The sequence below is a fragment of the Bacillota bacterium genome (genome assembly GCA_040754675.1).
In the GTDB taxonomy this organism is placed as follows: Bacteria; Bacillota; Limnochordia; order Limnochordales; family Geochordaceae; genus Geochorda.
The window spans coordinates 1-15,461 of the sequence record JBFMCJ010000043.1 but is presented as its reverse complement, the minus strand read 5'-3'; the positions used below and the strand labels follow the sequence as shown (position 1 = coordinate 15,461).

General features: G+C 63.6%; 13 protein-coding genes. 6 read left to right on the top strand and 7 right to left on the bottom strand.

What is annotated here, in order from left to right; translation table 11 throughout:
* From AB1609_04350 to AB1609_04325, 6 genes are all read right to left on the bottom strand, one after another.
* Positions 1–1,092: tetratricopeptide repeat protein (locus tag AB1609_04350; protein MEW6045701.1), on the bottom strand; the 1,092-nt coding region annotated here is incomplete at its 3' end.
* An 80-nt stretch (positions 1,093–1,172) separates the two neighbouring features.
* Positions 1,173–2,483, bottom strand: a complete 1,311-nt coding sequence (locus AB1609_04345; protein MEW6045700.1) for a radical SAM protein — start codon at positions 2,481–2,483, stop codon at positions 1,173–1,175.
* 32 nt (positions 2,484–2,515) lie between these two features.
* A complete protein-coding gene (locus AB1609_04340) occupies positions 2,516–3,832 on the bottom strand; it encodes a radical SAM protein (GenBank protein MEW6045699.1) in 1,317 nt (438 codons plus the stop codon).
* A 96-nt stretch (positions 3,833–3,928) separates the two neighbouring features.
* Positions 3,929–4,075 carry a hypothetical protein gene (locus AB1609_04335; GenBank protein MEW6045698.1) on the bottom strand — a complete coding sequence of 49 codons (147 nt, stop codon included), beginning with the start codon at positions 4,073–4,075 and terminating at the stop codon, positions 3,929–3,931.
* An 868-nt stretch (positions 4,076–4,943) separates the two neighbouring features.
* On the bottom strand, positions 4,944–5,630 hold the full coding sequence (locus tag AB1609_04330) for a hypothetical protein (GenBank protein ID MEW6045697.1): 687 nt from the start codon (positions 5,628–5,630) through the stop codon (positions 4,944–4,946).
* Positions 5,627–7,171 carry a DUF1670 domain-containing protein gene (locus AB1609_04325; protein MEW6045696.1) on the bottom strand — a complete coding sequence of 515 codons (1,545 nt, stop codon included), beginning with the start codon at positions 7,169–7,171 and terminating at the stop codon, positions 5,627–5,629. Before AB1609_04325 ends, AB1609_04330 begins: the two co-directional genes overlap by 4 nt.
* A 324-nt stretch (positions 7,172–7,495) precedes the next feature.
* Between AB1609_04325 and AB1609_04320 the strand changes: the two genes are divergently transcribed.
* The 3 genes from AB1609_04320 (at position 7,496) to AB1609_04310 (ending at position 10,408) form a co-directional block, all read left to right on the top strand.
* Positions 7,496–8,035, top strand: coding sequence for a hypothetical protein (locus AB1609_04320; GenBank protein ID MEW6045695.1), 540 nt, complete (start codon positions 7,496–7,498; stop codon positions 8,033–8,035).
* Positions 8,036–8,941: 906 nt separating this feature from the next.
* Positions 8,942–9,448 (top strand): transposase, encoded by a 507-nt coding sequence (locus AB1609_04315; protein ID MEW6045694.1) that lies wholly within the window; start codon positions 8,942–8,944, stop codon positions 9,446–9,448.
* A gap of 9 nt (positions 9,449–9,457) precedes the next feature.
* Positions 9,458–10,408, top strand: a complete 951-nt coding sequence (locus AB1609_04310) for a transposase (GenBank protein MEW6045693.1) — start codon at positions 9,458–9,460, stop codon at positions 10,406–10,408.
* 859 nt (positions 10,409–11,267) lie between these two features.
* Here the strand turns inward: AB1609_04310 and AB1609_04305 are convergent.
* Positions 11,268–12,059 (bottom strand): IS110 family transposase, encoded by a 792-nt coding sequence (locus AB1609_04305; protein MEW6045692.1) that lies wholly within the window; start codon positions 12,057–12,059, stop codon positions 11,268–11,270.
* Between AB1609_04305 and AB1609_04300 the strand changes: the two genes are divergently transcribed.
* The 3 genes from AB1609_04300 to AB1609_04290 form a co-directional block, all read left to right on the top strand.
* A complete protein-coding gene (locus AB1609_04300) occupies positions 11,944–12,822 on the top strand; it encodes an IS110 family transposase (GenBank protein ID MEW6045691.1) in 879 nt (292 codons plus the stop codon). The genes AB1609_04305 and AB1609_04300 overlap by 116 nt on opposite strands.
* Before the next feature lie 320 nt (positions 12,823–13,142).
* The gene (locus AB1609_04295) at positions 13,143–13,712 is read left to right on the top strand and encodes a hypothetical protein (GenBank protein ID MEW6045690.1); all 570 of its coding nucleotides are present in this window, start codon (positions 13,143–13,145) and stop codon (positions 13,710–13,712) included.
* A 227-nt stretch (positions 13,713–13,939) separates the two neighbouring features.
* A partial coding sequence (locus AB1609_04290) for a DEAD/DEAH box helicase family protein (GenBank protein MEW6045689.1) occupies positions 13,940–15,461 on the top strand: 1,522 nt, incomplete at its 3' end.

Here is a 15,461-nt window from a genome sequence, read left to right as displayed (position 1 = left end):
GGCGCTCTCAGCGACCGGTGCCATGTCCGGGTAGGACTCGCAATGCCGGATCACGTTCCCGAGGATCGCCTTGGCTTCTCCTACCTTGCCCCTGTGTGCCAGCGCGATTGCCAGATGATAGCCCACCCACGGATCCTCAGGGGCTTGGCACAGGGCTCGCCGCAAGGCCGGCTCTGCCTCGTCAAACCTACCGTTCACCAGGAGGATGCTCCCCAAGTTGGCACTCGCCTGTGGATTGTCAGGGTCGAGCGCCAGTGCTCTCCGTAACCACCGGACGGCAGCCGCACGCTTCCTTTCGAGAGCAGCCACGTTGGCGAGCCCGACGTAACCAAAGGGGTTTCGAGGAAACTCCTGGGTCATCCGGCTGAATTCGGCTCGAGCCGCTGCCAGTCGGCCGGATAGCAGCAGTGCACGACCAAGCTGGTAGCGTGCCCCCGCTAGTCGTGGGGCCAGTCCAAGTGCCCGTTGAAATGACGCAATCGCCGGCAAGTAGTCGCCCCTCTTGAGGAGGATGTTGCCCAACTCGTAGTATCCGTATGGATAGGAGGGGTTCAACTCAATCGACCTCTCGGCCCTGGACGTAGCTGCCGTCAGATCCCCCGACTCGCGACAGCCGATAGCGGCCCGATAGTGGGCGTATGGCCAGAGCGGCTCTGCCTCGATCGCACGGTTGAACCACTCTGCCGCCTGTACGCCTCCGCCGAAACTTCGCATGACCAGAGCATTGCCGATCCATACTGCCAAAAGGCTTCTCAGGTGTGGGCAGAGCGGCCACAGTTTGCGGAAGACCGACAGCGCCCGATCGAATGCCCTCAGGCAGCACAGTGCATAGCCCACGGAGAAGGTGATGCCGGGATCGCCGGGTACCCGGCGCAGCGCCTCCCGAAAGGAGGCCAGCGCACTTTTCAACTGCGGGAGAGCCCTTCGGGCGTCATAGTAGCGATCGAAAGTGTCGAACTCTGACTCGGCAAAGAACATGTACGATGGGCCCAGTCCCAGTGCCTCCAGTTCAGGAGTGAGGGACAGCACGACCTCCATCTGGCGGGCGTCCTCCGCAAAGACGATCAACGTGGGTGGTACAGCAGGAGGCACGATGCTCTCCCTCTCGGGCCCCCCAGGTCGTTCAAAGCGAGGACCCTTTGGCTGAGCACCACGTTCCCGGGACTCCTTCCCTATTGGCCATCCACCCGATCCGTGATGCCTTCGTCCCGTGCCATCTTGATGACCTCCCGGGTGAAGTCGTTAGCGCCACACGTCCTGAAGTCGCCGTGGTAGAAGAGCGAGAATGCGGGGCACCGATATGTGCAGTAGTCAGCGATCTCGCAGCTGGAACACTTCTTGAATGTCTGCCAGGTTATCTTGCGGAACTGCTGGAGCGTCGCTGATTCGTTCCAGATCGTCTCACAACTACTCTCCCGAACGCTCCCGAGCATGAACTCGTCCGCTGCGGAGAGGTTGGCACAGGGGTAGGCGCGGCCGTCATAGCGGACCCAGAGGTCGCTCCGACCTCCTTCGCACGCGAGGAACAAGGCTCCGAGAATCTCCGGGAGATCCATCACGTTGAACGGCCTACCACTGGGGAAGAGGTCCTTATAGGCCCTTCTAAAATGCTCTATCTTGGCGCGCCTCACCTCCAGAAAGAGCTGCGCATCTGCGACATCGGGTGCCAGGTCATCCCAACGGTCTAGCGCCCGGCCAAGGGGCAGGAGGGGGTCTACCTTCAGCCGGATTCCCTTCTCCAGACAGAACTGCAGGACCTCTTTCGCGTGTCTGCTGTTCCTCTTGGTGAAGACGAGGGTAGCGCCCATAGGTCGTCGATCTGCCCTCAGCAACTCGATAGTCTGCAAGAGCCTACGGAAGGTGCCTGGACCGCGGATGTACTCGTACTGGTCACCGAGCCCGTCAATGCTTAGCTGGAACCCGACACTCCGGGGGATTCTCTCTAGCATCCTCGGCGTGATCAACAATCCGTTGGTCAGGACGAATACGTGGAGGCCTCGCTCATCCGCGTACTGAAGCAGGTCAACCATGTCCTTTCGGCTGAATGGCTCGCCGCCTGTGATAGTGACCATGAAAACCCTGAGCTGCAGCCATTCATCGAACAGCTTCATCACTTCGCCGGTCGTCAACTCTTCCCGAGATTCCCGGCCCGCCCGGTTTGCACAGTGGATACAGGAGAGGTTGCAGCGGTTGGTGATCTCCAGGGCCACACTGATTGGGGCCGCCAGGTGCGTACAGGACTGCGGGACCTTGAGTTCTTGGAGTTCGTACTCGCGCCATTCCGGCTTTGGGGCAACCGGTTTTTCGGCCTCAACAACATTGTGCATGGCCAGGTACTCCTGCATAGACAGGGGGATCTCACCGCTTTCGATTGCATCGACCACCTCTGGTTTCACGAAGAGCACCGTGTGCCACAGGTCATCGCATAGAACAAGGCCACCGAATGCCTCTCGCCGGACCATTGCGTGCCGCTTGAGCCTCACTCTCACTCCTCCCCTCATGGGAAATGGTCAGGTCACCGTAGCGGGTCGGAAAGCCTCTGCCGCGCACCAAGCCGGATCACTGCCTGGGTGAACGCGTCGGCCCCACAGACCAAGGGGTCGCCATGCGCGATTAAGGAGAGTGCCGGACAACGGAAGTTGCAGAACGACGCGATGTCACACCCCGAGCAACGCCGAAAATCCGACCACGTGATCTGACGGAAGCGCTTGGTGGCTTCGCTCGAATGCCAGATCTGCTTGACAGTGGTCTCCCGGATGTTGCCCAACGGAAACACGGAAGCACAGACGCAGTTCAGGCAAGGGTATACAGTGCCGTCGAAGTTGACTGCGAGATCCGATCGGGTGCCAGAACATGCCCAGAATGCGCTTTCGAAAATCTCGGTCATGTCGTCGATGGTAAACGAAGGCTGACCGGATGGGGAATCGCTCCGGGCCTTCTTCGTCGCATAGTATTCCCGCTTCATCTGTTTCAGCGCGACGAAGGCCTCCGCGTCATCTTTACTCAACAGTAGTTCTTCATGGGAGCGCGCCCGCCCCAGGGGCAGCACCGGTGTTGGGATTACCGGGATGCCCTCGGCGAGGAGAAACCGCTGCATCACCTTTCGAGTCTGATCCTTGTTGAGCCTGGTGAACATGCACGTGAGGGCAAACTGCCGGCCGGACTCCTGGAGCAGCCTGATCGTCCTGCTGATGATCCTGTAGTTGTCGCTCCCGCGGAAGTACTCGTACCCCTCGCCCAGACCATCCAGGCTGACCAAGAAGGAGACATTGCGAGGCATATGGCCTAGTATCGTCTCATCGAGAAGAAGTCCGTTTGTCAGTACGGTCACCCGCAGCCCCGCGGCATCAGCGCGCGCCAGAAACGGAAGCAGATCAGACCTAGTCAGTGGTTCCCCTCCTGAAAGCGAGATAGCGAAGACTCCCATCTCCAGAGCCTCATCTAGGAGCCCGTGTAATTCGGCTTCTGTCAACTCATGATGAGCTACCTCCCCGCCTCCCGTGGCACAGTGAGGGCAGAATAGATTGCACCGACGAGTCACCAGAAGGTGGAGAGCGAGCGGACTGGACAGGCATTCCATACCTGATGGAATCTCGATTTCGTCCAGAAGGAACTCGGGGTGATCCCCGATAAGCGCAGGAGGACAGATGGCCTCCTGTTGGACGATCCTGTGATGCAACAGGAACTGGTACAGTTCAGGCGAAGAGCTGCGAGTTTCGAGTGCACGGATCACCTCGGCAGTGACGAACAGGATGCGTCCGTCTGTATTCGATACGAGACCACCGAACCTCTCCATCCGGAATCGAACGTAAGGCTTGAGCCTGATCCTCATGCCTTCCCACTTCCGCTCAGGCCGGCGCGGCTTGGGCTTCGGGGCCGATGGGGCCAGACTTGCGCCTGGCCCCATACCGACCCACGCACCGGACGATCACGGTGTGAACACAGCAGCGGCACTGAATTTGCAGAAGATGATCGGATCGATGGACTTGAGCTTCAGCACTCGCTTCTCTTTCGCCGGTTCCTCCAGGACCGCGATAACCTTGGTGTCCTTTGCGTCTTCCACGCCCTTCTCCATGATTACACCCCCTCCCCCGTAGGATCAGAGGCATCCGGCACCCCCCTTGGGCGCCTCTACTGGACAGCGCGCCTGATCTGGCGGGGATGCCCGATCCGCCTGCCCTCACCGGGAACAATCCGGCAACTGGCACCAGTCCCACGACATGGGCCCGTTCCGGCACTGTCGCCCGCTGCTAGAACGCTGCCCGCGCCCCCGAGCGTACTCGCGGATCCTTCGGGGGCATGCCACCCCACCCTTCGTCCGGCAAGCGCGCGGGCTGGGGCACTCTGGCCGGCGGCCGCAAAACCCTTCTGCGGTTGGCTCAAGACAGGAGCCGTAGACTGACCGTGACCCACCGGTGGCCGTCAGGTCGTGGCGCAGGCCTCAGCGAAGCACGTAAACGTCGAGTCCTCTGTACCTAAGAGCAGTTATGAAAACAGGCTCGACAGGACTTCGGACAGGCGGGTCCGTCCACATCCCCCTCCCTAGGTAACGCCAACGCGTCGGTGAGCGTTGGGGAAACCACAGCATCTGCACGGCTTACCTCGCGGATACCTGCAGCAGGAGATTGCTGGGATCAGGTGTGCGTCTGCGGCAACGTGCCTTGATACACGTGAGAGAAGTTCTCAACAGCGTATTCGCACCAATGGCGAACAATCCAGCACCTAACGTGTAGTATACGCGTGATCGCGCTTGTGTCAAGATACCGCCTTGCCTCAAAAGAAAGGTACTCGAAATGGGGTTGTTGCCTCCGACGCGAGCTCTGAAAAACGAGGCATCGCCTGAGGTACCCCGCCCGGCTGATTTGGGAATGCATGGAAGAAAGCCTGCCAAAACGCTCCCACCGAGGGGGCGGCGGAAAGCGGCCCCGGGTCGATTCCCGGCCTCACCCCAGCACGGAGACCCGCGGGCAAAAGCGCGCCCGCAGGCCCATGAGATCGAGCAGCATGGGCTCCTGGACAGCCGGTGCCATGCCGGCTTCGTTGCATAGAAAGGCCTGAAGCTTGGCCAGCGTTTCCGGGCGGTGAGCCGGCCGCGGCGGGTCCCGCTCCACCCACCGCCGGGCCCGCTGGGCGTCCAGGGCCGCCAATGGTTCCCCCGTCAGCCGGGTGGATCCCCATGGCCGCTCCCGCCGTGGGCCGTAAATGGGGCTGGGCCTGGGCCCCGAAACCCGGTGCCCGGTTCCTGGCCAGAGACGCCGCAAGAAGGCCTCCACCTGCCAGCGCGGTGCATCGGGGAAAAGCACCCGGTAGCGCGCTTCGCAGCGGGCGACAATATCCCGTCGGATGACGTCCCAGCGCTCTCCGGCCAGGGTGCGATCGAGGTCCTCCTCTGTGCGAAGCGGCAGCACCAAGGGACCCTGACCGGTGCGGATCAGCAACTCCCCCGGCCGCACCCGCTGCACGCCGCGCCGGCGCTCTTCGGCGTCCAGCTCCCGGTTGACCTGCTGCACGATGGCCCGCGCCAGCCGGCTGTCCCGGGAGAGGTCGTAGCGCTCCACCAGCAGCCGGACCTGGGCGTTTTCCAGGGTGCGCTCCCGTAAGGGCCCCAGCACCTCCTCCCGCCACATCATCGCCTGCCCTCCCCGATACGGGAAGGCAAAGCCCCCTTTTTCGCCCGGAGCACCGGCTCCCGGGCGAAGACCTGGCGAAGCTGCGCCAGCCGGAACAAGTAAGCCGGCTGGTCGTAGCGACGGTAAAGCTCCAGATACGCCTCCACCAGCCGCATCGAGCGCCCGGTGACCCGGCGGATCATGACGGCGCTCAGCCCCCGGTCGGCCAGCATCATCACCCGGGCAAACTCCTTCAAATACGCCTCGACGCTTTCGTAGCTGTGGCCGGTGCGGTCGACGATCTCGCTTTCGGTGTGCATCTGCAAATAGAGCTCAACGATGCGGGTCCGGTGGGTGACGCCCCGACCGATGTCTTTCACCCGGCCCCGGGTCGGCACCACCACCTCTGGATGGGCCTGAAGCTGGCGGCGGATGGCGTCGACGTAGATCCCCATCAGCACCGCCAGGTCCGGCAGGCTCAAGAGCGCCCCTTGGGCCCGGGCCTCGGTGGCGTAGCGTACGAGGCGGGCAAACTTGAGTTCGGCCACCCGGGTGGGATGCGCGCTGCGCGGCCCGAGCGCCAGATCCGACGCCGTCAGCCAGTTCAGGCGTACCGGTACGTGACGGGCCTCTTCCAGCCGCGCCCGGGCCCCCTCGTCGGCGCTGATGGCCAGCATGCAAAGCTCCCCGTCCCGAGGCGGTCGGCGGAAGGAAGCCGCCGGCCCCTCAAGGCGCGCCCGGTAAAGCCGGGCCGCCACCGGCGAAAATCCGTAACCCCGCGTAAGCTCCTCTTCGATGGCCGGCCCCGCGGCTGCCTCGTGCGGCAGGGTCTGACCATAGGCATCGAGCAACTCGCCCAGCCGCGGCCGGCGTCGGTGGCGTCGGGCCAGTTGCCCGAACTGGCTCACCTCCTGCAGGCTGAGCCCCTGCCAGGCGGCGACGGTGTCCATGTCGTGTCCTGCCTCCATGGCTTTGACCGTGGCCGCAAAGCGCCGCAGGGTCGCCTCCCACGTGGCCAGGGGGATTCCCCAGCGCCGGCGCAGGCTCTCCGCTTGTCCGTCGGCCAGATAGCGGCCGACCAGGTAGGGCTCCCACATCCACCCGCCGGCACCCGGATCCTTCGTACCTACATGGGGCAGCCAGATGCCCTCCCGCCGCAACGGCGCCAGACGTGCCTGCAAGGCCGTAGGGGTCAAATTGGCCCACGCGGCCAGCTCCGCCAGGCTGGCCCAACCTCCCTGGCGGTAGGTCTCGTGCAGCCACCGCACCAGCCGACCCCGCTGCATGGCCGCCAGGCCAAAGGCCTCCCAGGCCTCCGCGTCGGTGCCCACGTCCACGGCGCTGACCATGCACGGCCTGCGGTAGCGGCGGCTATACCGGCGGGACGGGGTGGCCGGCACCGAAAGCTGCACCTGTCCGGGCAGCGCCGAAGCGCCCAACGCTCTCAGCCACTGGACGCTGCGAGCTGCCAGGACTTGCGCCTCCAGCTGACTGCGCCCAAAGCCCTCCCGCGACTCGCGAGCCAAAAGCCCCTGGACGCTCTTGGCCTGAACCGAGTGCATTTCGAAGCGAATTCGTTCGCGATAACGCCTGGGGCGCCTCAAGGCCTCACCCCCGCTCTAATGGGTTAGCTCTGTCAAACCCAACCTATCACATCACCGCTATCTGGCGTTGTACAGCTCGTAGCGAGCATTCAACCTCACAAACGGCGACACGACGGGATCTATAAGGGCTTAGGTGGGCAAAGCCGTTGTATCTACGCCGTGTGGACTTTGACCTTCGCATTCTACAGGACGAGATATCTTCGAGGCCATTCGGCTGCTCGTACCCGAGCAGAGGAGGCCGCTGCTGGATGCCTTCCGGCTACGCACGGGCACCGATGGAGGGTGGCAATGATGATCACGACGCTGTTCCCCCGGGAGCAGGTGGTCGGGATCTTTCGAGGATTCAGCGAGGGCGGCCCGGAGTTTCATGCCGACCTCGTGGTGCCGTACCGGAGTGAACTTCAGCGCATCCCCATGAACGGACAATTCCTGGTGGTCCAGCTTAAAACGGACAGCGAGGGGGTGCTCGGGCGGACCACCGCCGTCTCGTCAGAGGGCCGGCTGGTCTCCGGGGCGGGTGAGGAATACGGGCTGCGCGCCATCGCCGAAGACCGGGAGATCCCCGAAGACCTACGCCAGCAGTACCTTCGCTACAGGGTCAACATCCGGGTGCTCGGGGTGTTGCGGCTGGTGAACGGTGAAGTGGTGTTCGCCCCGTCGCATCGAAGGCTTCCCCATGTTGGCAACCGGGTCCCTTTCCTGCCTGACGAACTGCTTCGTCATGTAGTCGGGCATTACGGGGAGGGGGTGGAGATTGGTTTCTTCTCACTTGGTGGGTTCATCTACGCCGGGGATGACCGGCGCCTCGTGCCGAAGCTGTGAATGCGCATAGTGGTATGGCCGGTGTTGCCGAGATTTAACGTGCAGTATCTGGTGTCGAGACGCACCTTCGTGTTCGCCCGCGCCGGGTTCGGCAAGTCTTTATGAAGCGCGATATGTTGCGGCATATCTCCTCGCGGCCAGACTCGGCTGCCGGGAAGTGGCGTCGGCTCGGGCATTTCGGACGTCTCCGCGGCAACGCGGTCGGGTTGCCATTCGGCAGCAAACCGCACAGCATCCGCGCAGCTGGTTTCGGCGTGTCCGACACACATGGCTCGGTAACGACACAGGTGGACAATCTGGTGAACGTCCCGTGCATCCCCCTACCGGCGCGGCAGGATGTCCCCTCCCCGAGGTCGAGGACCGGCGTCAACGGCGGCCTTCACGGGCAGACAGGTTGCGTGAGGAACCTCCAGCCGGCGGCCCACACCAGAAACGCGGCTTCGCGACCCGGCATGCAGTACTGCGTTCGGGAAACGAACTCCCGGGATGCATCGAGTTCGGCAACCACCTCGGCAACCGCGACGACGAGTGACGCACCACCCTCCGGGCCGACTGTCTGCCCCAGCGCGAAAGGACACGGAGTGGACTGTCAGTGCCTCCGAGAGCTTGTCGTGAATCCTGCTCAGGGGTGTAAGGTCGGGCGCCTCCAGCACCGCCACCGGGATGTTGGCCTGGAAATGGCAGGGATCGACTTCGGGCGACTCAGGGAGTCTGAACATCATTCCAATCCCAAGGGACCAGACGCACCTCGGCTCTGCCGCTCCGTCGACACGAGCAACGGAGAGGAGCGTGCTGCTGGCCCGTAGGACGTAGCCTTCCGCGAAAACAAAGTCCACGAGAGCTCTGAAATAGTCCTCGTTCAACTTGACATCCTGGGCAGGAATTTCGCGGGGCTGAATCGAATCCATGGCCGACGCGACGGGACTGGAGGCCCTTTCGATGCTGCAGCTCCAAAGCCGCGGTGGCCAGCGCAGCTTCTTCGACGAGGAGATCTTCGCCCGAATGATCCCGCCAGACCATCCGCTGGTGGCCATCGACCGGGCCGTGGACTTCTCGTTCATCAACGAGGAGGTCAAGGGCCTTTACTCGCCCGACCAGGGACGCCCCAGCTATCCGCCCGAGACGTTGTTTCGGGCGTTGTATTTGGGAATCTGGGCGAACCTCTCGGATGTGCAGCTGGCCCAGCAGCTGCGCTTCAACGTGCTGTTCCGGTTTTGCCGAATCGGCTGGGATGACCCGGTGCCCGACGACACGACGCTGGTGGTCTTTCGCCGGAGGTTGAAGGCGTCGGGCGTCTACGAGCCGCTGCTGGACCGGGTGGTTGAGCAGGCGAAGGCCAAGGGGTTGGCCCGGGGCCGATGGATGATCGTGGATGGGACGAAGGTGGCGGCCGATGTGGCCATCCGCAACTAGTTGGAGCTGGTGCGGGAAGGCCGAAAGCGCCTGGTCCGGGCCCTTCGGCGCGTGCGACCTGACAAGGCCGACGATCTCGCCGCATGGGCCGAGCCGCTGGCGGACACCGACTTTCCGGACCGCGACGCGCTGCTGGCGGCTGAGATGGCGCGGGGTGAAGCGCTGCTGCAGCAACTGGACGACGTGGCGGATGCGGAGGTGGACCGGCTCAAGGCGCAGTACCGGGCCGTGTTGAATGGCGAGGGCGTGGCCAGCCTCACCGACCCCGAGGCCCGGTGGGGATTTCAAAAGAAGGGCGAAGCCTTTCTCGGGTACAAAGTCGTGGCCAGCTGCGACGAGCACGGGCTGGTGACGGCGGTCACGGTGGTGCCGGGCAACGAAAGCGAGGTGGCGCAGGTGAAGACGCTTCGGGCCAAATGGCAACGCCTGCGCCTTCGACCTCGGGCTGTCGCCGCCGACAAGGCCTACGATGCCTCGACGCTGCGCCAGGAGCTCCATGACCACGGTGTGCGCATCTACACGCCCCGCAAGGACCGCCGCAGCACGCTGCCAGCCGGGTTCGCCTACGATCCGCAAACCAACCAAGTGACCTGCCCTGCCGGTGCCGCCGGCCAAGCCGGCCCTCATCCCCGAGGCGGCTTCCTGTACGTTTTCTCCCAGCGGACCTGCCAGCGCTGCCCCTTGAAGGTGCGGTGTTTGAAGGGTGGCCAGAACCGCCGGGTGGTCTACTTCCATCCGGGGAAGAATCAAGACCGTCCCAAAGGGATTCGGGTGGCCATGCGGGTGCGCAAGACCATCGAGCGTATCTTTGGGGAGGTGAAGAAGTGGCACCGTCTGGATCGGGCCCGTTATCAGCGCCTTCGGGGGGTGGCCTTTCAAGCGGTGATGACCTTCTTCGTCCTCAACACCAAGAAGCTCAGCCGGTGGAGGCCCGGGCAGCCGGTCCCGCAGCCCGCATGAGCGGGGAGGGGAAAAGCCTGAGGCGACGGCCTCCGAGCCTGTTTCAAACACCGCGCGTAGTGGCACGTCTGCATTCCATGTGCTACCAATCCTAAGGCCCCAGTTCTCGCAGGCCTCAGCCACCTTTTCATCAGGGACCTCGTCCACCGGACCTTCCATTCTCTGACGGGCTCTAGTTCCCCGATCGATTTGGCGAACAAGAGTTCCATCCAGTCTTCCCCGCCCGCCTCAGCAGCACTGCTCTTCTCCGGTGTGGCCGTAAGCGACAAGAGTATGGACCACAAGACAATGGCCACCCAGCGGCCCTGCCTCGTCGCCCTCCACCTATTGGGATACTTGTACTCGTCAGCCGGCGCACACTGTCGGCCCCCGTTCTAGACAGCCGGGGCAGCGCACTCTCTGTCGCGAGGGGCGTTGACGTGATCCGCAACGGTCTGGCGAGACGAGGGCCTACTGTGACAACCGATGGCCTCAGACACCGTGCGAGGGCGGTCACGAACAGCTGCCCCGGGGTCGATGGGTCATGACGGTGCTCGAAGGTCTACCGCCAGTGGCATCGTATCCCAAAGTGGCGAAGCTGCTGATATAAACGTGGCCGTCAACCCCCGTTGTGATCCGCCGGGGTGCAGCCGGGCCGGGGATGTCGTCGACGGTTGGCACTCTGATATCCGCGGGTTGGCTACTGCATTTTTCTTACGCCATCCGTCGGGGAACTGCCTCGAACTAGACGCGTACGTGCAGCTCCAGCGCCGTGTGCATAGCAGCGTCGAGGGTTCCCCCCACCGGCCCCCGGTCGATTCCGGCTCACCCGGACGGCCGGATCTCCATCGGGCTTCGCACTGTCGCTTCCAGCCCTCCCTCAGGCCGCCACGGGGGCCTGCTGCGCCTCAACGTGGCAGGCCACGGCCCAGGCAAACCCCAACAGCTCCCGGGCCACCGCCGTCGCCGCCACCGTCGAGGGCTTGCCCCGAGCGAGCAATCGCCAGTACTTGCGATGCAGCCGCTGCTGCGCCTTGAGGGCGATGCGCAGGACTTCCGGACCGGCACCCCGTTGCCGGGTCCGCAGGGGATTCCGGATGGCGGGGCGATGGCGATACGCCCAGGCCGCTTCCCCCAGCACAAACCGCACATGCGCGTTGCCGGTCTTGGTGATCCCGCCCCGGCGGGTCTGGGCCCCGCTCGAATGCTCTCGGGGCACCAGGCCGGCGTAGGCCATCAGCTGGGCCGGGCTTCGAAAGCGGGAGAACTCCCCGACCTCGGCAACCAGCGTCACCGCCGTGACCTCCCGGACCCCTTTCAGGGCCTGCAACGCCTGGATGACCGGTGCATGCCGGCTCTCCATGGCGATGGCATGGATCTCCGCCTCAAGCCGCTCCACCCGGGCCTGCTGCGCGGGCACCGCCTCCAGGTACTCCTGATAGGCCACCTGGGTGGCGCGGTGGGGAAAGCTCAGCGTATCGAGCCAGCGCAGAAACATCCGGGACCACCGGGTCGTCCCCTTGGGTGCGGTCACGCCGTGACGCAGCAGGAAACTGGTGAGCTCCTGGCGAGCGCGCCGCAGGTCCCGCTTGGCGCCTTCCCGGGCTCGCACCAGATCCCGCAGCGCCTCGTCCTCCTCGCCGGGCACCCAGACCGGCGTCATTAAACCCATTCGGGAGCTGCGGGAGCTGGTGAATTTGCGCCGCGAGCTGGTCGAGCAGCGGGCCCGGTGGAAGAATCAAATTCGCAGCCTGCTGCAACGCCACGGCTATCGGACGCCGCGCAACCTCTGGCAAGCGCGCCGGCACCTCCAAGCCCTGTGGGAGTTGGATCTGCCCCCGGCCGAGCGGGTGGCGCTGGCGGTGGCGTTGGAACAGGTGCGCTCGACCAACACCCACCTGCAGGCGGTGGAGCGCGAGATCGGCCGGCGGGTGAAGGACTGCCCGCCCGTCCGGTTGTTGCTTTCCCTTGCAGGCTTTAGCGTCATCGCGGCGGCCACGTACTACGCCTACATCGGCGACCCGTTCCGTTTTCCCAGCGACAAGCACGTGGCCAGTTACACGGGCCTGGTACCACGCGTTTACCAGTCCGGCACCACCGACCGGCGGGGCCCCATCACGAAGGAAGGCCCGCCGGTGCTGCGATGGACTCTGGTCGAGGCCGCCAGCAGCGTGGCCCATCACGGCCCTCCGGCCCTGCGCGCGTTTTACGAGCGACTGCGGGCGAAGAAAGGGGCCGTAGTGGCGCTGGCGGCCAAGCTGGCTCGGATCGCCTGGGCGATGTGGCGCTCGGGGCGGTTGTTTGCAGGCACCCGTCCCGAACTTTACACGGCCAAGCTTTCCTTGCTTGACCGCCACGCGGCGGCCTATCCCACGACCCAGGTTCTGACGTGGCTGGCCGAACGGCTCGACCAGATACTCGACCGAAACCCGTAAGCGGTCAAGCAGGGTCGTAAACAGGAGCCGGTGGACCTGCAAGCCGTTGCTTGAGGGCAGGCCCTTGACGGGGATCATGGGTGTAGCTCTGCGTCCCCCGGGGGACGTAACCTACGTTCGTCGTGAACGGGGGCCGGCCTCGTTCATCCTAACTAGGCCGTCCGCTGCAGCGTCAAGTCGCCTCTAGCCCTGCGGGTTTCTCAGCGTTCTCGTCCGTAGCGAAGCGCAATGCCCGAGATGGGGGAGTACCTGGTCGGCGCGTACCTCAAGTTGACCGGGGGGTGCGACATCGTCGACTACGGTGTGAGAGTGCCAGCGGGATGGATGGGCTTCGTGAGCTCGACCTGGTGGGCCTTCGCCTCGCCGACCGCCAGGCGTTCTTGCGCGAGGTGGCCACCCATCTTGAGGGCCTTCTCTACGGGGGCAGCGCCCAAGAGACCCTCAAGCGGATCCGGCAGAAGCACAAGCATCAGCGCGAGTACGCCCGGGCGGACCTTGTGAGCTTCGAGCCGCGGTTCATGCGCTGGGCGCCGGTGGTCCCGAGGGGGCCGCTGACGGAGGGACTTGCGGCCATCGAAGGGCTGCAGATCGTGATCAATGGGAAGTACAAGCGGCGTGTGGAGGTGCTCGTCGAGAAGGCGAAGAAGGAGCGTCAGCTCACGGGCAACCCTGTCTTCCAGCCTCGTCATCCTGGTGATTTCCCTGCCCAACGCCCTCGTTCGTCCCTTCGCCGGGGTCGCGGCGGACCGTGGATCCCGGCGTCGGATCATGGTCCTCGCAGACCTCGCCCGCGTGGCCGTAGTCCTCTGGATGATACCGGCTGCCCTGTTGGGCCGGGTCTCGTGGCTGCTGGCCCTGCTCTTCGTGGAGGGGGTGGGCACCAGTCTTGATTCGACTCCGCCGATGGTAATTGCCCGAATGCGCAACCCTTCTACCAGGGACACCAAGTACTCAGGATTTGCATCGCCATTGGCGGGGCAGAGAAGGGAAGTAACTTGCACGGATGGTACTAACTTGCCAGCGGTCGGCAAGGTGCGCGGTGGCCCTCCAGATTGTGGAAGGGGCATGTTTATAGCCAGCGTCATAGCCTGGACCACGCGGAGAAGATGAGGTCGTCATGCCCGGGCTTTCGGAGCTTGAGCTGCGCCACGCATACCACAAGGGAGCAGATGACATCGCGCGCGACTTCTACCTCCCGTGTATGGAGCGTGCTGTGGCATATGACAGAGCAGTAGGCTTCTTCAGCAGCACCGTGTACATTATAGCTTGGCCCGCTTTGAAGGCGTTTGTTGGCCGCGGCGGGCGGATGAGGGTCGTGACTTCACCGTCGCTCAGCCCGGAGGATGCCTCGGCCATACAATATGGCTACCATGCTCGATCTGAAGAGGACGTTGCCCGCGTCTTACAACAGATTCACCAACTGCTAGATCTTCCCCGACTTAACAAGCCTACACGTGTCCTAGCGACCCTGGTCGCCATGGGAGTCTTGGACGTTCGGATTGCCTTTCTAGGCGAATCGGCCGAAGCGCGTCTTGGCCGGTTCTTTCACGACAAGGTCGGGATCTTCAAGGATACTTTCGGAAACTCAGTCGTCTTTAGGGGTTCGATGAATGAGTCTTGGCTAGGGTTGGCTAACGATGGCAACCTAGAGTCGGTCGATGTGTACGTGAGTTGGGCTGGTGAGCGGGAAAGATCGCGGGTCGCGGCGGAAATCTCTTACTTTGAGAGCTTGTGGTCAGACAAGTACCCGACCGTCAAAGTGGTCCCATTCCCCGACGCAGTGAGATCCTTCTTGGTTACTGTAGCCGAAACGGAACGATGGCCGGAACTAGTGGACGAAATCGTGGAGGAGGCCGAAACGTATCGGAAGGCTCGGCTTCGTTTCGACGTGAGCGTAGGGGGTCAGATGTTACGACCTCATCAGCTTGAGGCACTACAGGCGTGGACCGAGCGTGGGAGACGGGGTATACTAGAGCACGCGACAGGCAGCGGCAAGACCATCACGGCGATTGCGGCCATGCGTGACGCTCTTGACAGGGGAGAGATTCCCCTAGTTGTGGTGCCTAGCCAGATCCTCCTAGAACAGTGGGGCCGCGAAATTCGGCGTGTGCTCGGCCCTTCTGCCTCGACCGTCCTTCGGTGTGGGGCAGGAGATAGCCGGTGGAGGAGCGAGGGGCTTCTGCGGCTGTGGACCCGGCCTACGCCGAGCACACGACCGAGGGTGGTACTGGCTACTGCCCAGACAGCATCCAAGAGTGAATTCCTCTCCCAGATCCACTCAGGGGATCACCTGTTTCTCATCGCAGACGAAGTACACACGCTCGGCAGCCCCCAGTACCGGCGTATCCTCTCCCTAGAAACGGGACCACGCCTGGGACTGAGCGCAACTCCCCAACGGTTTGGGGACCCAGACGGGACCAAAGTCCTGATGGACTATTTCGGCGGCATGGTGCCTCCCCCATATACGCTGAGAGATGGTATCCGGGACGGTATCCTGACTCCTTACTGGTACTGGCCGCATCCTGTCTATCTTTCCGAGGATGAGCAAATACGCTGGGAAGAGCTCTCGGAACAAGTCCGCCACTTATACGCGAAGATACAGGCCGAGAGCGTTGTCGAACGTGCAGGACCACTCGAGG